The organism is Proteus terrae subsp. cibarius, from assembly GCF_011045835.1.
In the GTDB taxonomy this organism is placed as follows: domain Bacteria; phylum Pseudomonadota; class Gammaproteobacteria; order Enterobacterales; family Enterobacteriaceae; genus Proteus; species Proteus cibarius.
The window spans coordinates 1,539,358-1,561,352 of the sequence record NZ_CP047349.1 but is presented as its reverse complement, the minus strand read 5'-3'; the positions used below and the strand labels follow the sequence as shown (position 1 = coordinate 1,561,352).

Below are 21,995 nucleotides of genomic sequence, written 5' to 3'. Positions count from 1 at the left end.
AATCGCATCCTGCAATCATTTAATAATGTTCCATTAATACTTAATAAGTATTGATATTAATATAGTGGCCAAAGTGTAATTTACAACTCGGATTTATAAAAATATGAGTTATAAACTTAATTTATTGATAGAAATGAAAAGTTAAGGAGATGCAACTAGCCACTTTAATTAAAAACTAAATTATTTTGAAAATATAAAGAATATTTTTTCTTAAAATGGCTATAAATATAAGAGATTTGCAATTATGGTAATACTTCTTCTGGACGTAAAGTGAGTACTTCATACCCTGTTGCTGTTACTAAAATAGTATGTTCTGATTGAGCGGATAATTTTTTATCTCTTGTCACAACAGTCCAACCATCTTTTTTGGTTTTTATTTTAGCGCCGCCTTGATTTATCATTGGTTCAATCGTAAAAGTCATACCATCTTTTAATTCAATACCTTGCCCTTTAATACCATAATGTAATACTTGTGGCGCTTCATGCATTTCTCTTCCTATTCCATGCCCACAGTATTCTCTTACTACACTATATCCATGACTTTGTGCAAAGCTTTGAATAGCATGACCAATATCACCTAATGTCGCACCTGGTTTTACTTCCTTAATACCTTCCCACATTGCTTGATATGTTGTTTTTGCTAATTTCCGCGCAATAGGAGATGCCTCAGGCATAATATACATTTTACTAGAGTCAGCAATAAATCCATTTTTTTCTAGTGTGATATCAACATTAATAATATCTTTACTTTTTAAGCGCTCATCTGATTTTGGCACACCATGACAAACAACTTCATTTATAGATGTATTTAGCACATATTCATAGCCATATTGACCTTTACTTGCAGGTCTCGATTGAAGTTCATTGACAATAAAGTCATCAACCTTATCGTTAATTTCTAGTGTAGAAACACCTGGTACAATAAAATCATCAAGCATTGTAAAAACTTTCGCTAATAAGCGTCCTGATTCACGCATTAACTCAATTTCATCGGCCGTCTTAATCGTTATTTTATCCATTCTTCTTTCCTCTTATTCTACTTCTTGCTTGATGGCTTCTTTTTCCAACATTTCATTGATAATCATTGGAAACGTTTTATCTGGGTTTAACTCTGCCTGAATGCCAATTTTTATCCAAAACTCTGCCTGAGCATTAACAGAGCGAGACATCACATTGCTTGCTTTTCGCAAGTATTCATGTAATTCATCAGAAATTTTTACAATACCCACAACAATCCTTATATACAGATCATAATAAAACATATACGTTCTATAATAGAATCAAACTCTTCTTCTTTCAATTGCTATTAGATAGTTATCGTAGGCATAAAATGCCTAAATAAGAAAATAAGGGAAAATAGTACTCAAAATAAAGAGTTGCCGCTTTTCGCTTTGGTGCACCTGAGGAAGGATATGTAAACTACAATGCTCAAGGTGATAAAAGAAATACAGGTGTAATTGGTGTTGCTCTTTTTGAATCAAAAGAAGGGACACAAGAAATAATCAGAAAATGTAGTTATTTACCAAACGCTTTCCCAAATAATAACTATGCACCAGAGCCTTGTATACCTTAATATTTATCAATGAAGTTTTTTCTTCTAAAAATAGCGTAAATTATTACGCTATTTTTTTGAGCTTCCATAAAATAAAACAGCTTGAGATTTATATTAACATTTAATGCTAATGCACTTTTTCTAGTTCTATTTTTTAGGTATATTTAATGTCTAACAGCTCCCGTATTAACTCTCCCTACATACCATCCTTATTCTCTTTTTCTTTCTAAATTATATAAACTTATTGGAGTTATTATGCCTGAGAAATCACATCGCATTATACTAACTGGTGGCCCCGGCTCCGGAAAAACCACACTAATAAACGAACTTAAAAATAAAGGCTATCCCTGTTCTTTAGAAGCAGGAAGAGCCATTATTCAAGACCAAAGTGTTATTGAAGGAAATGCATTACCATGGACAGATCCTAACGCTTTTGCCCAAGCAATGCTAATTTGGGAATTACGCTCATGGCATGAAGCAAGCAATAATAAAATTCCCTATTTCTATGATAGAGGCATTCCTGATATTGCAGGATATCTACTCCTATGTGGTTTAGCTATTCCCAAACATCTTGATAAGGCAATTACCTTATTTCGTTATGCTACAAATGTGTTTATAGCACCACCATGGCCTGAAATATACACTCAAGATCAAGAACGAAAACAAACAGAGAAAGAAGCAGAAGAAACCTATTTAGCAATGATAGCTGTTTATAGAAAATATAATTATAATTTGATAGAGATACCTAAAATAGAAATAAATGATAGAGCTAATTTTATTATTAATAAAGTTTAGAGAATGATTATCAGCCAGTAGTAATTACTGGCATAGATAATAGTATTAAATTTTAATAAGAAGCCATGATCTGTAAATCAGGTTTTTCTCCTCGCATAATAGCTCGCTGTTGTTCATGAACAGCTTCATTAATTGCTTTTTGCTCTCCTGGTGTTCGAGTATTCTTACCACAAACTAATGCAGAACACACTGGACTACCTATTCTATGACTTCCTGAATTACCCGTACTGAAAGTAACGTTATCAGTAGCACAACCTAGTAATAGAAATGATAATAATAAAGTGATTGCTATGCGCATAATTTTCCCATATGAAATTAAATTTTAAATTTATATTAAAGTATTAATAGGCATCAAAAGTATAATGTGGTTTTTGTTTCCATTTGAATTCAACTGTTTGTTTTTCTTCATTCCAAATAGGTTCAGGAACTGGCATGGTAAAACTTATTTTTTGAATAGGCTTTAATGTTGAATTATTATTGTTTAAATACTGATTATTTATTGATGGTATTTTCTCATTTAAACCGACTTTAAAAACTTGTCCAAGTCTTTGTTTTTCTTCTTGTACTTCTATTTCAAAACGAGATTGCTTTCCCAACATAAAAACTAAGTTACTATTTACCTCGTGACTATTAGGAGTGCGATTATCAGTATGTATCCCAATTAATTTGGCTTGAGTTTCCTTATTAGTGGTACAACCAGAAGTTATAAATACAGAAAGTAATAAAAACAAAAAGTAATACATAGATTAAATATCAATAAGAAATAGGAATAAATAATTATTCCACAAAATCAATTCATCAACAAAATAAATTTCACCATTTATATAAAAATAGAAAAACTCGCTCATAAAATGATGATATATAATAATTTTAGCTATAATCTAGTTGAAAACATAGAACAAAGAAAACACTTAACCAAAATAACAAGAGTTATAAAAAATAAACATATTCATGAATAATATGAATAAACAAAAATAATGCCTAAAGAAAATATATAGTAACTGGCTATATTAAATTGCTGTCATATTGAAATAAAAAGGACACCAACAAGGTGTCCGCTTAATACAATAAATAAAATTTATTGAGCTGCTGACATTTTTTTCATTTGCTCTAAAGAATCTAAAGCTTGCTTACAAGTACTTTCTTGAACATCTTTAGGCAATGCTGCAAATTGTTCTTTAGCTTGAGCATATTGCGCTTTCATCGCTTCTGCTTGAGCCTTAGTTGCATCATTTTTTGCCATTAACTCAACATAAGAGTCAGTTTCTTTAAAATAGTCTTCACATGCTTTAGATAAATCAGCAGAAACAGCGATAGAAGAAATTGATAATAAACCCAATGCTAGAATAAGCTTTTTCATAAATATCCTTTAAGTATCATTTGCAGTTAGAAAGTAACTTCAATTATTTTTCTTAAGTCAGCATTATCTCAAAGAAGAATAAAATAGGGATAAGTATTATCTTAATTTAAAAAATATAATCATATCTAATAATGATTGAAATAAAAAAAGTCAAAATATGATAATTGAAATTAGCCCGTTATTCTCAGTTTTATTTTAACGTATTGATTTATTATTTTTAAACTAATATGTGATTGTTATCTACTAGTAATTTGATTTTTATAGCAATACTATTGTTTGTATATTGATAATACACACTATAATCAAATCATCTCCACTAACTAATAGGTAGAAAAGTGGAAATTGATAGAATCGGCTGGCACGCATATGGTGATTTTCCTGATGACCTACCACCTGAAAATGGAGGTATACATATAGGATTCTATTTGACTTAGATTATTAAAAATAGCTAGAAAGTGAAGACCAACAAGAAGATGCAATTGATGAGTTAGAAATGGTACGTAAAAGAGAAATGGATGGTCTGGCATTTCTTATCCAGTTTACGACAAAAAATTTATTAGTGATGACTTGAGTGATAAAGGATATGCTTTCACACAACATTATTACGGTTCAGAAAATAATAACTATTTCGAAGATTTCGAGCATGTTTTAGCCCAAGGACTCTCTTCTTCATGTTACGTTGAAAACTCATGGGATAATTATGACAAAATTGCACCTGTAATTACAGATGCATATACAAAATGGAAAAAAGAAATAAATAATTAAATTCACTGCGTTATAAAAGCCAATTTTCATTATTAGCAATAAGTTATTTAAATAATAATTAACTTATTGCGCATTTAATTAACATTTTTAAATTTTAAAACCTACCTTATTTAATTTATTAATTTTGACGTGATCTACATACAAGAATCGTGCGTTATTCTTATATATAGTTGCTCCGTACTTAATAGGTTCTATTAGTCAGGGGAACTCCCCCATCAACGGAGGCATTTAATGTCTATAAAATGGGTTTTAATTCTATCTGGATTGGTTATTGGTGCTATTGCGTTACTTCTTGGTATTAACGGAAATCCACCTAATATGGGTGTTTGTGTAGCTTGCTTTATTCGTGATAGCGCAGGAAGTATGGGCTTGCATCATACCGAAACAGTTCAATATCTTCGCCCTGAAATATTCGGTTTTATTCTTGGCTCTTTTGTTGCCGCACTTATCTTCAGAGAATTTCAATCAAAGGCAGGCTCTGCACCTATTATTCGTTTTACATTAGGCTTTCTAATGATGGTTGGCTGCTTAGTTTTTTTAGGGTGCCCATTAAGAATGGTGCTTCGTATCGGTGCCGGTGATTTAAACGCTGTAATAGGATTAGTTGGATTAATAATAGGAATTGGCATAGGTAGCTTATTTATTAAAAAAGGATTTTCTCTCCCAAGAAATTATCGTCAATCCCCTATAGAAGGTTTTATTTTACCTATTATATGTATATTCCTATTTGCTTTATTCTTATGGAACAGTGATATATTCAATGCCAGTGTAAAAGGCCCTGGAGCAAGTCATGCACCAGTGTGGATGTCTATTATCGCAGGACTTATTATTGGTTTTATTATTCAGCGCACAAGATTCTGCTTTATTGGAATGGCCAAGCATGTATTTTTATCGCGTAACTATAATATGGCGTTTGGTGTAATCGCATTAACACTTGTTGTTTTTTTAGGTAATCTTTATTTAGGCAAATTTAACCTTGGTTTTGAAAATCAACCCATAGCCCACAGCGATGGACTATGGAATTTTCTCTCTATGACGCTTGTCGGTCTATGTGGTGTATTAATTACAGGTTGTCCATTACGACAACTCGCTAATGCAGGTCAAGGTAACTCAGACGCAGCTGTAAGCGTCATGGGTATGTTGATGGGAGCTGCATTTGCTCATAACTTCTCTTATGCCTCAAGTCCTGCTGGTGTTACGGATAATGGTAAACTAGTTATTATTATTGGTTTATTGTTTGCTGTCATTGTTGCTGCTATTTATACCTATGCTGTAAATAAAGCAAAAGATAATGGAATTAGCAAAAATGACGCATAACCACTTATTTCTTTTTCATGAGCAATACGCTGTAAAAAAACTTCAGCAACAACTCCAACAAGATAATTTTTCCTCAAAAATTATTGATGCTCCACGAAAAATATCATCAGAATGTGAATTGGCCGTATCTATTTATTTTTCTAACGATGATATTTATAAACAGTATATTAATAATAATGTTAGGGCTGTTTATAAAATAAGTTCACATCATTTTGATGTACTTTGGAAAGACGAATTTTGACATAGTACATAATCAAATTATCATTATTATTTTTAGAACCTAGACAGTTAAAAGGCTACAAATGTAGCCTTTTCTTTATAAATAAAACCATCTGTTTTATATAACTTTTTATTCAAAAATAGATTGTCTTTCTAAAAACGAAAAACCATCCCTTTTTAGTTGGATGGTTTCTGCATCTTCATGTATTTATAGAGTAATTATTTTTTATTACTCACTCTTCTTCCGGCGGATTTTTGAGGATTTGATGAATTTCCTCTTTCAGTTTTAATTTTTGTTTTTTTAGCTCAACAACCTCTTCACCATATCCTCTTCTATCTTTATGCTCTAATCTAACAATTTTATGGTCAAGTTCGTTATGTTGTTCAAAAAGAGCACGAAAATGAGGATCAGTCTGACGAAGTTTTGAAATTAAATCACGATATTCTGGAAACATAAATAGCTACCTTCCTTATCAATTGTGAATTAAATACTCTTATAATATTTACCCAAACTGATTAACCTGTCATTGTCTTTATGTTAAAAATAAGACCAACATCAATTAATATTTTTAATTTTCAAAATAACTTAATATTTTTATATTATACACTCTCAGCATAGTTATGAATTTCAATACGAAAGAGCATATAAAACTGTAAATCTACTTAATCCCAAAATTATAAAATAATGATAAATACTTATTCACTTATCTCTTCAAACCAAACATCTTCATATCCGTCTCTATCGATAATGAAATTATACCCTTCTGGTAAATAAAGATAATTTATTACTTCAGGTAGCACTTCTTTCAAATGTTCTGTATGCAATGATTGATAAAAATCGTCCTTTGCACAATATTCCTCGCAATAAAAAAACCAGCTTACAGTGTTGCCTTCTGATCGCTTTATGCGTGTTCCGTAAATGGGATTACCATTTAGGGTATCTAAAGCAATTGCTACCATATCTTCTGGTTTTTGAGGCAAAACGCCATATCTTTCGCATATAATTTTCTGTTGTTCAGTAATAAATAATTTATTGTTTTTATTCATGTCACATCTTCAACTTTACAAGAAACACTCGAGAAAATAGTTTATTAGTTATTGATTATAATCAACTTATCGTTATCTACCAAGTATTGATAAAGGAGAACATGGCCCATCTATCACATAGCAAAAAGTAAAAAAATAGGTTGCTAAAGAGAATGAAAAAACGTCAATTTGTCTTAAAACTGGACGACATAAGGCACAAAAGCACTTTTTACTAAAAAAAAAGCATTTATTGTTAATTTATAAAATGAAAATTCACTACATTTATACCGATCTCTAATAGTTTTTTTATACCCATCTATTCGAGTCACTAAGCCCAATGCCGCCACATTGGGCTTTTTTATTAACAATAGTTATTGATATCATTTTTCATTACAACATAATCAAGTTTATTTAGCTCTATTCAACTGTTTTTTAAGACTAAAATTATTTAATTTCATGTCACTTAATCAGTTTCAACTGGTACATATATCAGACTGTTATTAACCAATAATTTTTTGTTCACATCTATCTCAGCTTATTTCATTAAGTTAATATCATTTAAATAATAATGGTGAAGCAAGTAGCCCTACAACTATAGAAACTAAGCCATGCAATATTAAGGCTATTTTAATTCTTACTATGTTAACGTACTCTTTTTTACGATTATCTAACCATTCATGTAATGCAATAAAAAAACAGATAAAACAATAAATTCCCGCACCAAAAAGAATAAAAGCCGCTGTTATAGCTCTGGATAAACTTGACCAACCACCTGAATTAGAATGTGAGCTTAATTCATTGTAAATAAGCAATCCTACAACAACTAACGCCCCCACCCAAAATGCCATTAATATCCCCTTCCCCATCACCTTATTTTCATTTTTATAAATATCCATTCTTATTATTACCTTAAAAATTAACATGCATAAACTATAATCTATTATTACTGTTGCTACTCTATTTTAGAGTATAAATAATAAAATAATGATGCCGACTAAATTCCTTCTTGTCGGCATTAGTAACTATTTATTAGGTGAAATATCTTGCTCTTTTAATTTAGAAAGTGCTAATTCTTTCATCCAATCTGCAAGTAGTGGTGCTGTTTTTATTGAATCTAATAATGCACGCTCTTTTTTCGTTAAACGAATAACAATAACTTCTGTTTTCATTGTAGACATAATAATTCCCCATTTGTAAAAGAGAAAATATTGTCATAAAACAGTAACAGAACGGTCTGACTTACATGCTTTTACAAAACCATCATTTAAAGATGAGTAGCAATACGCTCTTGATAGGATATTTGCGATAGAGTTCATTGCTTATTTTTAGGAAAAACATTAGTTTATCCACAATAAATAAAAAAAACAAATCATACGTATACTATCTTTCATTGGTGTAGCTTTGATAATGAAGATCTAAGTGATTGTTGGAATATTACACCAATGATGCGAGAAATAGTTTTATCAAGAAATGCACTTAAAAAAACATTATTAGTTTTAATTTTTAGCTATATGCTAACGATAAAATTTCATAATAAAAGATATTGACGTAGATATCACAATCAATATGTTAATCACAGTTAACTGATGGCTTATTTGTATTAGATCTATCAACATCACTCGTTAGATTTCATCTTCAGTGAAATGCCGAAGAAACTCATCGTGAACATAGGCCACAAAGCTAATACGCTACCCTAAATAACCTATTTTTGCCGCTATACGGTGATAGTTTGAAGACTGACGCGAATACTTTGTCTAAATTGTTCTGTTTGGCGCTGGCTACAGTTGATCGCATTTGTGAAATTCGCCGTATTCAGCGTCAAATCAATATTTAATCTACCTAATGCTCCCGCCATAAATTCAATCCTTGGTATGAACACTACAAAAACAAACTTTCACTCTAAATAAATGCAATACTCCTTGTTATTTGCTATTGATTTAATTATTGATAAACTTAAATTTCGAATAATAGAGGGGGTTTTATGAGACTTATTCTGGCGTTATTACTACCTTGGTTACAATTTTTCACGATTGGTCGCCCATTCGCTGGCATCTTTTGCCTTATCCTACAAATCACCTTAATTGGGTGGATCCCTGCGGCTATCTGGTCGGTTTATGCCCTTTCTCAATACAATACGGATAAAAAAATTGAGAAAATGTCTCGCGGTGGTTAACGATTAAGCCCCACAAATGTGGGGCTATCGATTAGCTAATACACTCTCAGTGACGCTATCCCACACTTATTCTTCCGTGATTTTCTTCTTCCACATCGACATAAAATCCATCAATTCAAACGGAGACGTTTTCGGAACACTGGTGACCACCTTCAAGTGGACCAGGGTGAAAGTATTTGAACTTTTACCCATCCCTACTCTGTATTTCATGGTGTTATTGATACCAATGATAATTGGGATTGAGTGGAATGCCATCCGCATTACAGCCAATGAATTTGCCACTCTTTTCAATACTTTTTTTGTTGAGTTATGATGTAGTTTGCAGAAGCTTTGGAAGTTCTTTGCGTCCCAGAATAAGGCTTGGGCTTTTACGATATGTTCTTTATCACCTGATTCAAGTGCTTCTTTAAGACGATGTGGAGTAATGTGGTCAACTACTGTGGCAGCAGTAATACGTCCTTGCTCTTGGCACATAACACAAAGTGGATGTTCATTAAGAAACGCTAATCGCGCTTTAGCCCATCGACCACCATAGACATTACGTTTTTTCATGGTTTATTTCTGACAACATCAGTTTCTATTGATGATTGCTTTCTAGTATAGCCACCGACAATAAATTACTTATTCTAGCAAGAATACCCATGCCTATGGCCTCAGCAATTAAATTTTTACAGAGTATCCTTCAAGTTATACAACTGCCATAAGTAATATTCCTAGAAAAAGAACTATCAAGAAAATCTCTGTTATTCAATTTTCCATATCATTCTCTTGAGGTTATGACTCTGTTTTCGCTCTCTATTCTAATATCATTTAATCCTTGTTTAATTATTTATTCCATTTATAAATAATTATCTAACACCTATCGATGCCATCTGGTAAATATACTTACATATAACATTAGCATCCACATTATAAAACTTTCATTTATATTAAGACAAGAAATTAAGCGCATGAAAGCATTAATGACATTTAACTTCACCAACAAGCCAATTGCGAACACATTGATAGTTTTAAATCTATTTTAAGTTATCAAAAGCCCTGTAATTATAAATCACAGAGATATTTTATTAATCAACAAAGATACCATTTTCATATATATACATTGTTTTTATTACAATGAATAAAAGAAAATTCGACACCTATATTTTCATTTACTGAAATAGCGTCATAACTTTATTAACACTATCTAAAATTTGAGAAATTGAATCTTGTTGAGATATAACATAATTATAGAGTAATAAAATTGAGTCACGATAAATAAAGGATATTGCAATTAAGATTATTATAAATAAATAACTAATCGGGCCTTTTAATAGTCTCATTATTACACTCCCTTTTATTTTTATAATTTCTTTTAAAATCAAGGCCATGTTTTGCACGACCTTGATTGAGTTGTTATTGCCCTACTAGAGATATTCTACCTATGTTTATTTCATCTTGAACTAGGTGGTTATCAATTCTTCCTTCTATCCGAATTTTTGTATCAGATGAAACATTAAGGCCATTCCACTTATCATTATCAATTTTTACACGGATACTTCCAGAATCATCTTTAAATTCATATACGTTATGGGTAATATTTCTAACAATAAATCCTTCGATAATTATTGTGCTATTATTTGGGAGATTATCTACATTTGATACACTAGTAACAGATGTTGATTGTGAAACAAACCCACCACTATTTACTTGATGATTACCATTATAATTAGCCATTGCGTTAAAGGATAAACTTAATACTGCCGCACTTAACATCCCAACCACTAATAACTTTTTCATAAATCCTCCTAGGGATTAATAACTATTTATTAAGGTTATTTGTTAGTCCTTATTTTTGTATCTGATTAGAGTATAAGTATGGAGTCAACTCCAGAGTCAATTAAAAAAAACACTATTTACAAAAAATAACAATTAAAAAATAAAATCTGACAATTAGATAAATTAATGAAGATTAAAATTTATAACCATATAATTAACAAGTATTAATACGGATTGAAAGCAATATTATTTTTAATAACCTAAAATTTAATTGTATTATTTATTTATCAAAACAATCACAAGCATTTAATTAATGATTTTTATTTCAAACACTCAGTTTTAATGTAATGTTGTAACCCTTTAATCATTTGCTCTGATTCTGTACTTCGCTCTCTGAGTAACCAATAATTTCTGATAGCGGTGTCAGTAGATCGGGCGGTGGTTGCGCGGGAGTGGTTTTGCTTTTTGGGCACTCGGCTTTGATATACACCCGCTCAGGATGGCGCTCACTAATATCACGCAAGTGGCTAATTTCATTCTTGGCATTCGCTAACTCCTGCGTATATTGAATATCCAACTGATTTAATCGCATTATGCGTGCTTGATAATCAGTATTAATAGACTTCTGTTCTTCGAGCGCCACAGTCAGTTTTTTGTTGGTATCTGTCAGTAAATTAATCCTGTTAGCTTGCCAGTTAATCACCCAATAGCTACCCACAATAATGCCTACCATCGCGATGATGGCATAGAGTTTCCCGTATCTCATGATTAATACCGATGATGTGAGAGTGCAATCTGACAGCGCTTTTCTAAACTAACGTGATCTTTAGTACATGAGTTATCAATCGAGAGATAAATGCCACCAGCGACTGTAATGAGTAATGCAAGGATAAAGCCGATAATGACGATTAAAGGTTTCCATAACATAGGCTGACTCCGCCTCTCGACAACTGACAAGCCCTCACCAAACCTTTCCACCCGCATATACCCAGCGTTTAATTTCTTCACAGGCACCCGTTCTATCACCTGCATTTAGTTTCTTGAGTAATGTTGAGCGAGCAAATGCGGTAGCACCCACATTAAAAGCAAAGGAATATAAAGCGGCTTTAGTGTAGTCATCGAGTGGTACTTTGATTAATGCATCGGCTTAGCTTTTTTTATTTCAATGAGATTATTAGAAATAACCATTAATGTGGCATTATTAATAGCCTCTAACTCACAGCTCGTTAATTGCATGTCAGCGGGCTGTTTTTGTAACTCTGCAATTTGTTGCTCTTGTTGTTTTACTCGTGCCGATAGTATACAAATTTTTATTTCTTGCTGAATGTCCATGCTTACCTCTTTTATACGAAAAAAGGTCACCGAAGTGACCTCTATAAGAACAATAAATAATTTTCAATAGAAGGCAACAATTAGCCAGCTTTGCAACCACTCAATACTGGTTTATCTTTTCCTTCAACTAAATCGGCATTGTCACCTTTAGTATAAAGTTTATAGGTGTAATTTTTATTCATTGCCTCATAGTTTGCACCAGAAGCCGTTTTCATAATCTTCATTGGTATCATTTCATCCATTTGATTAATGATTGCATAGCTATCTTTTGCTGTATTTATATAAATAACTTCCATTATTTGATTGTTTTCACACGTATAAGAAATTTTGGTTATCTCATCAGCATTATCTGCCATAACAAAACTAGAAGACAAAATACCTACTGCAAAAAAAACACTTTTAAATAAAAATTTCATATAGTCTCCTAAATATCATTAAGTTAGCGTTTATAGAGTATTCTTTTACTCTCACTAATTTAAAAAAGTCTATCTGATACTCTAATGGGATTTATCTAATTTATAAAATTCAATATTAATCAATTAGTTATCTTTTACTGGTCCCATGCAACGACTATTATGACAACTAGCGAACCCTGCTATCGCTTTATTTGAATATACTCGAGTAAATTTGGGATGAGTCCAAACATTAGGTTGAACATATAACCTAAAGCTTTTACCTGTTGTGTAGTAATAATGTGCTTGCTGAAAAAAGTGCTCATAAGAAGAAGCCCAATCTGACTTGTTAGATACTGCACAAGCGATAAATTCACCACCATGATTCATGGCCTTAACACAAAAATACCGACCATCTTCAATTTTTCCCGAATTAAAATCCGTTAACGTAACATTAGAATAATATTCAATATTATGACTTAATGTATCTGTAGCAAATGCCGTTGGTGTTAATAATAAAAAGGTAAAAAACAGGCTACGCATTAACATACCATTCCTTAAAAAATAAAGATAAAAGTCCTCTAACCCAGAATAATATTTCTTATTATTTTTTATTCTTCGCCGTGAACAAAGCTACAGTACCTTGTACATGTATAGAGATGTCATGAAATAAAGAGGAAAGCATTTCTTCCAAAGAGTCCACCGAATCAGAATAATTGCAAAAAATACCTTTTTTGTTGTAAATAGACATTAATTTTTTACCAAAAAAATTATGTTTGACTCCCTGCCCTAAAATCGTTGTACCATATAAAACCCCTTTTTCAGTCAGTAAATAACTTATATTTTCTATCGCTTTTTTCTTGTCACCCATCGTTCCTGGCAAACAATGTAGTAAATAAAACAATGAGATAGAATCATAAGATGCATTTAATTTATTAGAGAAAGGCTGAAAAACATCATGCTGGAGGCAATTTATTAATTTGTCATCAGGTATATACTTTTTAGTATGTTCCAGACTGTGCAAATTAAGATCAGTCAATGAGATTTCTTTTATATAACTTAATGATTTTTTTAAATAAAACCCCGTTCCAACGCCAATATCCATATGGCGATCACCGAGATGATTTTTAAAATGTGGAATTAAATATTTATTCGTATCACACTGCCATGCATAGCTATTAGAAATATTAAGCACCCACCAATCATATAGCTTCAATGACACTGGTGTATATACTTTAACTCCATCATGTGTACTTAATGTCATACAATACCTATCATAAAATGACTATTTTATTTTTTATTTATTGTATGAATAGTTGAAAATACCGAATAATAAATCAGGTAATATTTTTAAAATATTATCTACTCACTAAATCACTTTCTTTATTTATCTTAATTATAAAAAATCTTTCATTATTAGAGACTATCAATAATAACAATGACATATGATTTATTATTCTATTTTTCAAGTAAATCTCAGTGATAATCATCAACCATCACTTACCTTTATAATCTAAATATGATTAAGTATTAATACTATTAACTAACTTATTCTGGTGATAGTTATGTCTTGCAAACACAAAATTCCTCTTGGAATAAATGTGCTAGATGCTACTCAAACGCGAATTGAATGGTTGTTTGATACTTTTGAACAAATCTCTCTCTCCTTTTCTGGAGGTAAAGATTCTACTGTTTTGTTTCATCTTGTTGCTACAGAAGCAAGAAAGCGGCATCGAAAATTCAATGTCATGTTTCTTGACTGGGAAGTGCAATACTCCGCTACCATTAGCCATGTTGCAAAAATGAAATTTTTGTATGAAGACTGTACGGAGCGATTTTACTGGATAGCATTACCTATCACGACGGAAAGTGGGATCTCACAATATGAACCGACTTGGACAGCTTGGGAACCAGGAAAAAAATGGGTAAGGCAACCGCCAGAAGACGCAATCACTGATCCAGACTTTTTCCCTTTTTATCATCCGAATATGATTTTTGAAGACTTCACACCTGCATTTAATCAGTGGATCACAGGAAATCATCGTAGTTCAGTTATTTTATTAGGGATCAGAACCGATGAATCATTAAATCGCTTTATTGCTATCAATAACAACCAAAAACTACGTTATGCCGATGACATCCCATGGACAACGGCATCACCCGAAGGTTTTTATTATATGGCCTATCCTATTTATGACTGGCATGTAAAAGATATTTGGACATACATTTCACGTTTTAACCTACCCTATAATTCTATTTATGATCTAATGCACCAAGCTGGGGTTAGTTTAAGTCAAATGCGCATTTGTGAGCCATTTGGCCCTGAACAACGTAAAGGGCTATGGTTATACCATGTTTTAGAACCTGAGACGTGGAGTCTCGCTTGTGAACGAGTGAGTGGCGCTGATGCAGGTATGTTATACACCCATCCTCTTAATAAATCAGGCTTTTTTGGGCAACGTAAAATTAGTAAACCCGCCCATCATACATGGAAATCTTACGCCCACTTTTTACTAGCGAGCTTACCAGAACAAACAGCCGAACATTACCGAAATAAAATCGCAGTTTACCTTCATTGGTATGCTGAGCGAGATTACCCAAATGGAATACCAGATGAACAAGACGGTGATACTAGCAGTAAACAAATCCCGTCTTGGCGACGGATCTGTAAAACTATTTTACGTAATGATTTTTGGTGTAGAACATTAGCATTTAGTCCTACCAAATCACACTGTTATGACCGATATTGCAAACGGATACAGGAAAAACGTAAAAATTGGCAGTTGATTTAACAAGAGGTGAATATGACTATTGAAACAGTGTTTTCTTCGCTAAAAGATTATCTGCTAAAACTAAATGATGAGCAAAAAATTGAAGCTATCAACAAAATCAAATTATTTCTTCATCAAATTAGTCCATTCAAAAATGAACCTATAGATTGTGTTCTTTGGATAAAGCAAAATCAAGTCATAGCAAATGACTACAACCCTAATGTTATGTCTCCTACAGAAAAGAGATTACTCAAAACCTCATTGATAAAAGACGGTTATACTCAACCCATTGTAGTATTATCTGCACAACAAAATAAAACTAAACAATTGCAATGGCAAATCATTGATGGCTATCATCGTTATTTATTAAGTAAAGAAAATACATTAAAAAAACGAATTAATAATTATTTACCCGTCACTATCCTTGATGTTAAAAACCACACAATGTCAGATCAAATAGCCACAACTATTCGTCATAATCGAGCAAGAGGACAACATCAAGTCGCAGCTATGTCAGATATAGTTAGAGATCTATCCCGATTAGGATGGAGCGATAAACGGATTGGTGATGAACTAGGTATGTCACAAGATGAAGTATTACGCTTAAAACAAATCTGTGGATTAGCTGAATTATTTTCAAAGCGCCATTTTTCAGAAGCTTGGACAGTAAAATAAGAAATAATTATTTTCTATCGATAAAACTAATCAACCCAAGCTTGAATTAATCTAATTTAAAGCTCTTACAAAAACAATCAAGGCTACACATTATGCGTAGCCCTAATCTTATTCACGTTATCTAATCCAATTATTTTTTATCTTTATTTTCTATCGCTATTGTTTGCCGTTTTTCTTCTTCAGGCAACTCATACTCAATAGCAATAGTCAGAAGCCCACTTGATAAATCCGCTTTATCTATTTTAACATTTCTACCGAGGTCAAACTGCAATGTAAATTGCCCTTGAGATATGCCTCGGTGGAGCCATTTATCATTGTCTTCTTCTGATTTTTCTTCTTTTTTCCCTTCAATCAATAAACGGCTTCCTTTTAATGAAACCGATAAGTCATTTTCTTGATATCCAGGCACACTCACTGTCAGTTCATAATGGTTATCATCAATCTGTTTCAGGTTATAAGTCTGTATAGGTGATGCTATTGGCTTACTGCCTGTTAACTGACTAAACAGGCGATCTATCTGATCAAAACGATTTGAAAGTAAGTTGTCAGATAATGTTGGGAATAATGAAAAAGGTTTAATGTTAGGCATATAACTCCTCCTTCAGTATTTAGTGAATTATGGGCGGTATCTTATTTACCCAAAATATAAATATGAACGAGCAAGTATTTTTCAAGCCCTAAAATCTAAATTTTTTATCTTTGACCAACATGGGATTATAGATAGCAAAAAACCCCGCCGAAGCGAGGTTTGGGATCTGGTTAACTTAACTCATTTGCATTAAATTTGAGTTTTATTAGACTTCATTTCAAGCATTTTATTGATCGTTTTTTCACTTGTAGCTATATTTGCCTTTGCATTAATCTTGTTCATTCCGTCACAAGTTAAATGATAATCAGCTATTACTCTCATTCCTTTCATATTTTTCAAAGCATAATGTAGAGCAAGCAAGTCTTTTTTATTATACTTTTCTCTTTCAGCACTGTCTGACCGAGCTAAGTAATCTATCAATCCTTGATGGCTATCTTGTGGGCCATGCATCATCATTGGATAAATACAATGATATGCTGCATAGTAGGATCTAGATATTGCATTTCGATATCCAACTTCATTTTCTATTTCTATGCAACCTTTCGAAAATTCAAGTATGTCTAGACATGTTATAGCCACTTTAGTCGTTCCTTTAACTTAGATACATCATCAACACCACCAATAAATACACTAAAATTCTTACCTATAAATTCATCGTACTCAGTCAATCTATACGCTAACTCGATATTCATATCAGATAATACTTCTACATCATCACATTCAGCCGTCATCATAAATAAATTAGATTGTTCATCATAAGCTGATGTATTGGTATAATTTATAGCTACTATTTGGATATTCCACTCATCCAGAATGGCAATAATCAAGTTTGCCAAAGTCATTAAGTTTTTTTCTTCTAGACCTGACAACTTGAGATATTTCATTAATGCATGCCTAGCATTCTTAAATTCATTTAAATATCCATTTCTTTTATCTTCATCTGATAGTTTAATAACTTTAGCCATAAATTTTTCGGCTTTACTCAGTTCAGCAATATAAAGACATGATTGGTATGCTAAATAAGAGAATGTAGGTGACTCATACTCATCTGCAAAACGATGAAGTAAATGCATATATTTGATATTAGAAGCTCGTTGATTAATAACAGCCAAATAATTTCTAGCGTAATCTATATTGCTGACTTGTAAAGATAATTCGAAATAATGAGACGCTTTATCAATGTCGTTATTCAGACTATATGCCAACGCTTTTAAATGATTTTTTTCTAACCCACTACTATATTTCTCTATTTCCTTAAGAATTTGCATTAATTCAAAGTCATTAGATACCTCTTCATTTGAAATTCTCTCTTGAAGTGATTTCATTAATTCTTCTGATTTATGAATTGACTGCATATATTTATCTTTTAGCTAAAGTTCAAATTAGAAAATCTTTAGCCATATTATGATTTTTATGTTGAATTCTCAACTTAGAAATGAGCAATTTTGGCTTAGTAATAGATAGCAAAAAACCGCGCCGAAGCGAGGTTTTGTATATTCAACTATTTAATGCTCAACTCATTTGAGCTGTCATCACACTTTTGCAAAAGATACATTTTGCGCCGTGTGGATTGTTCACTGTGACATCAAATTGTGATGTTCTATATTGTGAACCACTACAACAAGGGCATTTAAAATAGAGGCGAATAGTAATAGCGCCTTTAGAGAGCCACCACGTTGCCTGCTGCTGGGCCTTTCATACCATTTTCCATGGTGAATGAAACTTGTTGGCCTTCCGCTAATGTTTTGAAGCTATCACTTTGGATTGCAGAGAAATGTACGAAGACATCTTTGCTGCCATCAGCTGGAGTAATAAAACCAAAACCTTTACCTTCATCGAACCATTTTACTGTACCAGTCATTGTATTAGACATAGAATTTCCTTTAATTTATTTAATTTGCCATAAGGCATAGGCGGTTTGTTTTGTATTTTTACTTATGGGAATTAATTAGAAGGAATTCACAATGAAGAGGTATCGAGGATAACGCTAAACGGGAACAACTTTAAACTTACTAACATAAATAGGTCTGTACTTCCAAACCAGTGACGCTATTAAGCCATAGAAAAATTCAGATAGCAAACTTTATTTTTTAACGATAAATCAGCTTAAGTAGACCTATAAAAAATACAACCCCGTTATACTCACGAGGTTTTCAATAGATAGGTCATGTAACATCAAAACCATCATTAACACAATATATTGTGTTTTGTAATTGAGCAAAACTATAAATGTGGTGTCTTCTAATTATTTTATCCATATCTAATTTTACGTTATCAACCGATAGACATCCCTCAATAAATCCTTCCGCTGTCTGCAATCGCTTAGCCACTTCATTATGAGAAATACCAAGTTTTGAAGCCATTGAACGCAAAGGATAATTCTTCACATAGTACATAATAACCAACTGAAACAAGTAACTATTATTTACCTTTAAATGTAATACCGCTTTATTTATTTTTAAGCCATCATCATCTGAACATTGCTCTCGGCTTCGTCTTGAGCTTCGAATTAATACACAAAAATTATTGGGTCATAAAACACAAAATATGACCGATAAGTACCACGACGATAGAGGCAAAGAATGGCAAATTATTGCTGTTTAATTGAACAGTTTTGGGGAAGAGTTTTGGGGATATTTTGGGGAAGAATTTTATAGTACAAAAAATAAACGGGAACTAATAAGCTCCCGTTAACTATTTATCAAATCAACAATTACATGTGTTTGATAATCGCGTCACCAAACTCGCTACATTTCAGCAGTTTAGCGCCTTCTAACTGACGTTCGAAATCATAAGTTACGGTCTTAGCGGCAATCGCGCCTTCCATACCTTTAATGATTAAGTCAGCGGCTTCTGTCCAACCCATGTGGCGTAACATCATTTCTGCCGAAAGAATGATAGAGCCTGGGTTAACTTTATCTTGGCCTGCATATTTTGGTGCCGTACCGTGTGTTGCTTCAAATAAAGCACACTCATCACCTATATTTGCGCCCGGAGCAATACCGATACCGCCTACTTGAGCCGCTAATGCATCGGAAATATAGTCACCATTAAGGTTCATACATGCGATTACATCATACTCTGCTGGACGTAGCAGGATTTGTTGTAAGAATGCATCGGCGATAACATCTTTAACGATGATCTCTTTACCTGATTTTGGATTCTTGATTTTAACCCAAGGACCACCATCTAATAATTCACCACCGAATTCTTCACGTGCTAACTCATAACCCCAGTCTTTAAAGGCACCTTCGGTAAATTTCATAATATTACCTTTGTGTACCAATGTAACTGAATCACGATCGTTATCGATAGCGTATTCAATCGCTGCACGAACTAAGCGCTTAGTTCCTTCTTCTGAGCAAGGTTTGATACCAATACCGCAATCTTGTGGGAAGCGAATTTTGGTTACACCCATTTCATTTTGTAGGAATTTAATAACTTTATCTGCTTCTGCTGAGCCCGCTTTCCACTCAATACCTGCATAGATATCTTCTGAGTTCTCACGGAAGATAACCATATCAGTTAGTTCAGGTTGTTTAACTGGGCTTGGAGTGCCTTTGTAATAACGTACTGGACGTAGGCAAATATAGAGGTCTAGTTGTTGACGTAATGCAACGTTTAATGAACGGATACCACCGCCAACAGGGGTAGTAAGAGGACCTTTAATAGAAACACGATATTCACGGATAAGATCTAAGGTTTCTTCTGGTAGCCAAACATCTTTACCATAAACCTGCGTTGATTTCTCGCCGGTGTAGACTTCCATCCACTCAATCTTACGTTCTTTGCCGTAAGCTTTCTCAACTGCTGCATCAACAACTTTTAACATTGCTGGCGTAACATCGATACCGATACCGTCCCCTTCGATATAAGGGATAATCGGGTTATTTGGAACAACAAGCTTACCTTTAGCATCTAGTGTAATTTTAGCGCCATTAGCCGGAACAACTACTTTGCTTTCCATTTACCTCTCCTTTCATGTAAGCGCACGCTTTGTTAATTTTTTGTAAGAGACCTGTCAATACTACTTGATTATTCAGCTAACGCCAATCGCTTCTCTTTTAAGGTATAATCAATCTCCCATTTTTTACAAAAATTAACTATGGCAAATCAACTTAAAAATAGCGCTAAATCGAGAAAACACTACACTCCATCAGCACAAAGAAAACCAGTACGCCCAAGAGGTGAGCGTAAAGTTGTTATCTTCAACAAGCCCTTCGATGTTCTTGTGCAATTTACGGATGAAAATGGCAGAAAAACACTAAAAGATTTTATTCCTATTCATGATATTTATGCAGCTGGACGTTTAGATAGAGATAGTGAAGGACTTTTAGTCTTAACAAATGATGGGAAGTTACAAGCAAAATTAACACAACCGGGTAAAAAAACAGGAAAAATCTACTATGCTCAGGTTGAAGGCATTCCAAGTACGGACTCATTACAACAATTTAGAGATGGGTTAGAACTTAAAGACGGCAAAACATTACCAGCACAAATCGAAATAGTTGAACAGCCCGAATGGCTATGGGAGAGAAATCCTCCAATTAGAAAACGTCAAACTATCCCGACGAGTTGGTTAAAAATAACGTTATTTGAAGGTAAAAACCGTCAAGTGAGACGAATGACGGCTCATATTGGTTATCCAACATTGCGTTTGATCCGATTTAGTATGGGAAATATTACATTGGATAACTTATTACCTGGTGAATGGAAGGAGATTGATTTTGTTTAAACCTCATGTGACTGTCGCTTGTATCGTTCATGCAAAAAATAAGTTTCTTGTTGTTGAAGAAACGGTCAATGGAAAAGCAACGTGGAATCAACCTGCTGGGCATCTTGAAGCCAATGAAACGCTTATTCAGGCTGTTCAGCGTGAATTATGGGAAGAAACAGGGTTAACACTTCCGGTTCAATATTTTCTTAAATTACATCAATGGATTGCGCCGGATAAAACCCCTTTTTTACGTTTTCTTTTTCTTATTGAGGCGCAAGAACAATTTGAAACGCAACCTCAAGATAGCGATATTAATTGTTGTCACTGGGTTAGTACTGATGAAATTATTCATAGCCAGCAACTACGTTCACCATTGGTGAGGGAAAGCCTGTTATGTTATCAACAAGGTGAACGTTATCCCCTCTCTATCTTGAGTAGCTTTGGAACTCCCTTTAACTAAATAATAGAAAAGGAAAAAACAAAGCATCAAAAACAGAGTAAGACTTGATGCACCTGTGTCAGTGATATGGTAAAGTATGGCGCTTATTTTTCCG

Annotated in this window: 32 protein-coding genes and 4 pseudogenes; 11 read left to right on the top strand and 25 right to left on the bottom strand. The window is 33.0% G+C overall.

What is annotated here, in order from left to right; genetic code table 11:
* Positions 1-242 precede the first annotated feature (242 nt).
* Complete coding sequence (gene map / locus GTH25_RS07295; protein WP_164530464.1) at positions 243-1,019, bottom strand: type I methionyl aminopeptidase; 777 nt, start codon at positions 1,017-1,019, stop codon at positions 243-245.
* Between the two features lie 12 nt (positions 1,020-1,031).
* Positions 1,032-1,229, bottom strand: a complete 198-nt coding sequence (locus GTH25_RS07290; RefSeq protein WP_036913277.1) for a ParD-like family protein — start codon at positions 1,227-1,229, stop codon at positions 1,032-1,034.
* 578 nt (positions 1,230-1,807) lie between these two features.
* Between GTH25_RS07290 and GTH25_RS07285 the strand changes: the two genes are divergently transcribed.
* Positions 1,808-2,347: an AAA family ATPase gene (locus tag GTH25_RS07285; protein WP_099659649.1), complete on the top strand. Its 540-nt coding sequence runs from the start codon at positions 1,808-1,810 to the stop codon at positions 2,345-2,347.
* Between the two features lie 52 nt (positions 2,348-2,399).
* On the opposite strand, the gene GTH25_RS07280 is transcribed toward GTH25_RS07285, so the two are convergent.
* The 3 genes from GTH25_RS07280 to GTH25_RS07270 form a co-directional block, all read right to left on the bottom strand.
* On the bottom strand, positions 2,400-2,645 hold the full coding sequence (locus GTH25_RS07280) for a hypothetical protein (protein WP_075672619.1): 246 nt from the start codon (positions 2,643-2,645) through the stop codon (positions 2,400-2,402).
* 43 nt (positions 2,646-2,688) lie between these two features.
* Positions 2,689-3,078, bottom strand: coding sequence for a hypothetical protein (locus tag GTH25_RS07275; protein WP_164530463.1), 390 nt, complete (start codon positions 3,076-3,078; stop codon positions 2,689-2,691).
* Between the two features lie 347 nt (positions 3,079-3,425).
* Positions 3,426-3,707: a DUF5339 domain-containing protein gene (locus GTH25_RS07270; RefSeq protein ID WP_075672621.1), complete on the bottom strand. Its 282-nt coding sequence runs from the start codon at positions 3,705-3,707 to the stop codon at positions 3,426-3,428.
* A gap of 335 nt (positions 3,708-4,042) precedes the next feature.
* Here GTH25_RS07270 and GTH25_RS19410 point away from each other — a divergent pair, with 335 nt between their 5' ends.
* The 4 genes from GTH25_RS19410 to GTH25_RS07255 all read left to right on the top strand — a co-directional run bounded on the left by GTH25_RS19410 (position 4,043) and on the right by GTH25_RS07255 (position 6,030).
* Positions 4,043-4,141, top strand: a complete 99-nt coding sequence (locus GTH25_RS19410) for a DUF7832 domain-containing protein (protein ID WP_438811288.1) — start codon at positions 4,043-4,045, stop codon at positions 4,139-4,141.
* A 133-nt stretch (positions 4,142-4,274) separates the two neighbouring features.
* Positions 4,275-4,472, top strand: coding sequence for a hypothetical protein (locus GTH25_RS07265; RefSeq protein WP_223672461.1), 198 nt, complete (start codon positions 4,275-4,277; stop codon positions 4,470-4,472).
* A 231-nt stretch (positions 4,473-4,703) separates the two neighbouring features.
* Positions 4,704-5,789 (top strand): YedE family putative selenium transporter, encoded by a 1,086-nt coding sequence (gene yedE / locus GTH25_RS07260; protein ID WP_075672622.1) that lies wholly within the window; start codon positions 4,704-4,706, stop codon positions 5,787-5,789.
* The gene (locus GTH25_RS07255; protein WP_164530462.1) at positions 5,764-6,030 is read left to right on the top strand and encodes a putative Se/S carrier-like protein; all 267 of its coding nucleotides are present in this window, start codon (positions 5,764-5,766) and stop codon (positions 6,028-6,030) included. Before yedE ends, GTH25_RS07255 begins: the two co-directional genes overlap by 26 nt.
* 211 nt (positions 6,031-6,241) lie before the next feature.
* Here GTH25_RS07255 and GTH25_RS07250 read toward each other — a convergent pair whose 3' ends face one another.
* The 5 genes from GTH25_RS07250 to GTH25_RS07230 all read right to left on the bottom strand — a co-directional run bounded on the left by GTH25_RS07250 (position 6,242) and on the right by GTH25_RS07230 (position 8,889).
* A complete protein-coding gene (locus tag GTH25_RS07250; protein WP_075672624.1) occupies positions 6,242-6,463 on the bottom strand; it encodes a DUF465 domain-containing protein in 222 nt (73 codons plus the stop codon).
* A 241-nt stretch (positions 6,464-6,704) separates the two neighbouring features.
* A complete protein-coding gene (locus tag GTH25_RS07245) occupies positions 6,705-7,055 on the bottom strand; it encodes an immunity protein Imm33 domain-containing protein (RefSeq protein WP_159242165.1) in 351 nt (116 codons plus the stop codon).
* 533 nt (positions 7,056-7,588) lie between these two features.
* Positions 7,589-7,930 carry a hypothetical protein gene (locus GTH25_RS07240; protein WP_075672626.1) on the bottom strand — a complete coding sequence of 114 codons (342 nt, stop codon included), beginning with the start codon at positions 7,928-7,930 and terminating at the stop codon, positions 7,589-7,591.
* Between the two features lie 126 nt (positions 7,931-8,056).
* Positions 8,057-8,212, bottom strand: a complete 156-nt coding sequence (locus tag GTH25_RS07235; RefSeq protein WP_164530190.1) for a hypothetical protein — start codon at positions 8,210-8,212, stop codon at positions 8,057-8,059.
* Between the two features lie 536 nt (positions 8,213-8,748).
* On the bottom strand, positions 8,749-8,889 hold the full coding sequence (locus GTH25_RS07230; protein ID WP_157954970.1) for a hypothetical protein: 141 nt from the start codon (positions 8,887-8,889) through the stop codon (positions 8,749-8,751).
* Between the two features lie 126 nt (positions 8,890-9,015).
* Here GTH25_RS07230 and GTH25_RS07225 point away from each other — a divergent pair, with 126 nt between their 5' ends.
* Entirely contained in the window at positions 9,016-9,207 is a 192-nt protein-coding gene (locus GTH25_RS07225; protein ID WP_004242485.1) for a YqaE/Pmp3 family membrane protein, read from the top strand.
* Between the two features lie 214 nt (positions 9,208-9,421).
* Here GTH25_RS07225 and GTH25_RS07220 read toward each other — a convergent pair.
* From GTH25_RS07220 to GTH25_RS07180, 8 genes and pseudogenes are all read right to left on the bottom strand, one after another.
* Positions 9,422-9,759, bottom strand: a pseudogene (locus GTH25_RS07220) (HNH endonuclease).
* 843 nt (positions 9,760-10,602) lie between these two features.
* A complete protein-coding gene (locus GTH25_RS07215) occupies positions 10,603-10,986 on the bottom strand; it encodes a YgiW/YdeI family stress tolerance OB fold protein (RefSeq protein WP_164530461.1) in 384 nt (127 codons plus the stop codon).
* 299 nt (positions 10,987-11,285) lie between these two features.
* Positions 11,286-11,731, bottom strand: a pseudogene (locus GTH25_RS07210) (lysis protein).
* A gap of 75 nt (positions 11,732-11,806) precedes the next feature.
* Positions 11,807-12,109 (bottom strand): annotated as a pseudogene (locus tag GTH25_RS19350) (glycoside hydrolase family protein); the annotation flags it as partial.
* A complete protein-coding gene (locus GTH25_RS07195; protein WP_156733360.1) occupies positions 12,100-12,297 on the bottom strand; it encodes a hypothetical protein in 198 nt (65 codons plus the stop codon). The gene GTH25_RS07195 and the pseudogene GTH25_RS19350, both read right to left, overlap by 10 nt.
* 80 nt (positions 12,298-12,377) lie before the next feature.
* Complete coding sequence (locus tag GTH25_RS07190) at positions 12,378-12,713, bottom strand: c-type lysozyme inhibitor (RefSeq protein ID WP_075672629.1); 336 nt, start codon at positions 12,711-12,713, stop codon at positions 12,378-12,380.
* 123 nt (positions 12,714-12,836) lie between these two features.
* Positions 12,837-13,232 carry a subtilase family AB5 toxin binding subunit gene (locus tag GTH25_RS07185; RefSeq protein WP_159242163.1) on the bottom strand — a complete coding sequence of 132 codons (396 nt, stop codon included), beginning with the start codon at positions 13,230-13,232 and terminating at the stop codon, positions 12,837-12,839.
* A 61-nt stretch (positions 13,233-13,293) separates the two neighbouring features.
* On the bottom strand, positions 13,294-13,953 hold the full coding sequence (locus GTH25_RS07180) for a class I SAM-dependent methyltransferase (RefSeq protein WP_075672631.1): 660 nt from the start codon (positions 13,951-13,953) through the stop codon (positions 13,294-13,296).
* A gap of 301 nt (positions 13,954-14,254) precedes the next feature.
* Here GTH25_RS07180 and GTH25_RS07175 point away from each other — a divergent pair, with 301 nt between their 5' ends.
* Together GTH25_RS07175 and GTH25_RS07170 are read left to right on the top strand one after the other, a co-directional pair.
* Complete coding sequence (locus GTH25_RS07175) at positions 14,255-15,481, top strand: phosphoadenosine phosphosulfate reductase (RefSeq protein ID WP_075672632.1); 1,227 nt, start codon at positions 14,255-14,257, stop codon at positions 15,479-15,481.
* Positions 15,482-15,493: 12 nt separating this feature from the next.
* Positions 15,494-16,135, top strand: a complete 642-nt coding sequence (locus tag GTH25_RS07170) for an IbrB-like domain-containing protein (protein WP_075672633.1) — start codon at positions 15,494-15,496, stop codon at positions 16,133-16,135.
* A gap of 130 nt (positions 16,136-16,265) precedes the next feature.
* Here the strand turns inward: GTH25_RS07170 and GTH25_RS07165 are convergent, their stop codons facing one another.
* The 6 genes from GTH25_RS07165 to GTH25_RS07145 all read right to left on the bottom strand — a co-directional run bounded on the left by GTH25_RS07165 (position 16,266) and on the right by GTH25_RS07145 (position 19,234).
* On the bottom strand, positions 16,266-16,724 hold the full coding sequence (locus GTH25_RS07165) for an Hsp20 family protein (RefSeq protein WP_156733358.1): 459 nt from the start codon (positions 16,722-16,724) through the stop codon (positions 16,266-16,268).
* 189 nt (positions 16,725-16,913) lie between these two features.
* Positions 16,914-17,303, bottom strand: a complete 390-nt coding sequence (locus GTH25_RS07160) for a hypothetical protein (RefSeq protein ID WP_099659640.1) — start codon at positions 17,301-17,303, stop codon at positions 16,914-16,916.
* Positions 17,294-18,079 (bottom strand): hypothetical protein, encoded by a 786-nt coding sequence (locus GTH25_RS07155; protein WP_164530460.1) that lies wholly within the window; start codon positions 18,077-18,079, stop codon positions 17,294-17,296. The genes GTH25_RS07160 and GTH25_RS07155 overlap by 10 nt, the downstream gene beginning before the upstream one ends.
* A 157-nt stretch (positions 18,080-18,236) precedes the next feature.
* Complete coding sequence (gene ymcF, locus GTH25_RS19405; protein ID WP_418312483.1) at positions 18,237-18,377, bottom strand: cold shock small protein YmcF; 141 nt, start codon at positions 18,375-18,377, stop codon at positions 18,237-18,239.
* 7 nt (positions 18,378-18,384) lie between these two features.
* On the bottom strand, positions 18,385-18,597 hold the full coding sequence (gene cspE, locus GTH25_RS07150) for a transcription antiterminator/RNA stability regulator CspE (RefSeq protein WP_004244726.1): 213 nt from the start codon (positions 18,595-18,597) through the stop codon (positions 18,385-18,387).
* Between the two features lie 292 nt (positions 18,598-18,889).
* Complete coding sequence (locus GTH25_RS07145) at positions 18,890-19,234, bottom strand: antiterminator Q family protein (protein WP_238795316.1); 345 nt, start codon at positions 19,232-19,234, stop codon at positions 18,890-18,892.
* Here GTH25_RS07145 and GTH25_RS19170 point away from each other — a divergent pair.
* Positions 19,212-19,328, top strand: a pseudogene (locus GTH25_RS19170) (integrase); the annotation flags it as partial. The gene GTH25_RS07145 and the pseudogene GTH25_RS19170 sit on opposite strands and share 23 nt — an antisense overlap.
* 109 nt (positions 19,329-19,437) lie before the next feature.
* On the opposite strand, the gene icd reads toward GTH25_RS19170, so the two are convergent.
* Positions 19,438-20,691, bottom strand: a complete 1,254-nt coding sequence (icd, locus tag GTH25_RS07135; RefSeq protein ID WP_109850542.1) for an NADP-dependent isocitrate dehydrogenase — start codon at positions 20,689-20,691, stop codon at positions 19,438-19,440.
* A 138-nt stretch (positions 20,692-20,829) separates the two neighbouring features.
* Between icd and rluE the strand changes: the two genes are divergently transcribed.
* Complete coding sequence (rluE, locus tag GTH25_RS07130) at positions 20,830-21,459, top strand: 23S rRNA pseudouridine(2457) synthase RluE (protein ID WP_075672651.1); 630 nt, start codon at positions 20,830-20,832, stop codon at positions 21,457-21,459.
* Positions 21,452-21,901 carry an NUDIX hydrolase gene (locus GTH25_RS07125; protein WP_075672652.1) on the top strand — a complete coding sequence of 150 codons (450 nt, stop codon included), beginning with the start codon at positions 21,452-21,454 and terminating at the stop codon, positions 21,899-21,901. The genes rluE and GTH25_RS07125 overlap by 8 nt, the downstream gene beginning before the upstream one ends.
* Positions 21,902-21,995 lie beyond the last annotated feature (94 nt).

Coding starts and splice junctions, on each gene's coding strand:
- map (WP_164530464.1), bottom strand. CDS start 1,019: ATGGATAAAATAACGATTAAGACGGCCGATGAAATTGAGTTAATGCGT.
- GTH25_RS07285 (WP_099659649.1), top strand. CDS start 1,808: ATGCCTGAGAAATCACATCGCATTATACTAACTGGTGGCCCCGGCTCC.
- GTH25_RS07280 (WP_075672619.1), bottom strand. CDS start 2,645: ATGCGCATAGCAATCACTTTATTATTATCATTTCTATTACTAGGTTGT.
- GTH25_RS07270 (WP_075672621.1), bottom strand. CDS start 3,707: ATGAAAAAGCTTATTCTAGCATTGGGTTTATTATCAATTTCTTCTATC.
- yedE (WP_075672622.1), top strand. CDS start 4,704: ATGTCTATAAAATGGGTTTTAATTCTATCTGGATTGGTTATTGGTGCT.
- GTH25_RS07255 (WP_164530462.1), top strand. CDS start 5,764: ATGGAATTAGCAAAAATGACGCATAACCACTTATTTCTTTTTCATGAG.
- GTH25_RS07250 (WP_075672624.1), bottom strand. CDS start 6,463: ATGTTTCCAGAATATCGTGATTTAATTTCAAAACTTCGTCAGACTGAT.
- GTH25_RS07245 (WP_159242165.1), bottom strand. CDS start 7,055: ATGAATAAAAACAATAAATTATTTATTACTGAACAACAGAAAATTATA.
- GTH25_RS07240 (WP_075672626.1), bottom strand. CDS start 7,930: ATGGATATTTATAAAAATGAAAATAAGGTGATGGGGAAGGGGATATTA.
- GTH25_RS07235 (WP_164530190.1), bottom strand. CDS start 8,212: ATGTCTACAATGAAAACAGAAGTTATTGTTATTCGTTTAACGAAAAAA.
- GTH25_RS07230 (WP_157954970.1), bottom strand. CDS start 8,889: ATGGCGGGAGCATTAGGTAGATTAAATATTGATTTGACGCTGAATACG.
- GTH25_RS07225 (WP_004242485.1), top strand. CDS start 9,016: ATGAGACTTATTCTGGCGTTATTACTACCTTGGTTACAATTTTTCACG.
- GTH25_RS07215 (WP_164530461.1), bottom strand. CDS start 10,986: ATGAAAAAGTTATTAGTGGTTGGGATGTTAAGTGCGGCAGTATTAAGT.
- GTH25_RS07195 (WP_156733360.1), bottom strand. CDS start 12,297: ATGGACATTCAGCAAGAAATAAAAATTTGTATACTATCGGCACGAGTA.
- GTH25_RS07190 (WP_075672629.1), bottom strand. CDS start 12,713: ATGAAATTTTTATTTAAAAGTGTTTTTTTTGCAGTAGGTATTTTGTCT.
- GTH25_RS07185 (WP_159242163.1), bottom strand. CDS start 13,232: ATGCGTAGCCTGTTTTTTACCTTTTTATTATTAACACCAACGGCATTT.
- GTH25_RS07180 (WP_075672631.1), bottom strand. CDS start 13,953: ATGACATTAAGTACACATGATGGAGTTAAAGTATATACACCAGTGTCA.
- GTH25_RS07175 (WP_075672632.1), top strand. CDS start 14,255: ATGTCTTGCAAACACAAAATTCCTCTTGGAATAAATGTGCTAGATGCT.
- GTH25_RS07170 (WP_075672633.1), top strand. CDS start 15,494: ATGACTATTGAAACAGTGTTTTCTTCGCTAAAAGATTATCTGCTAAAA.
- GTH25_RS07165 (WP_156733358.1), bottom strand. CDS start 16,724: ATGCCTAACATTAAACCTTTTTCATTATTCCCAACATTATCTGACAAC.
- GTH25_RS07155 (WP_164530460.1), bottom strand. CDS start 18,079: ATGCAGTCAATTCATAAATCAGAAGAATTAATGAAATCACTTCAAGAG.
- cspE (WP_004244726.1), bottom strand. CDS start 18,597: ATGTCTAATACAATGACTGGTACAGTAAAATGGTTCGATGAAGGTAAA.
- icd (WP_109850542.1), bottom strand. CDS start 20,691: ATGGAAAGCAAAGTAGTTGTTCCGGCTAATGGCGCTAAAATTACACTA.
- rluE (WP_075672651.1), top strand. CDS start 20,830: ATGGCAAATCAACTTAAAAATAGCGCTAAATCGAGAAAACACTACACT.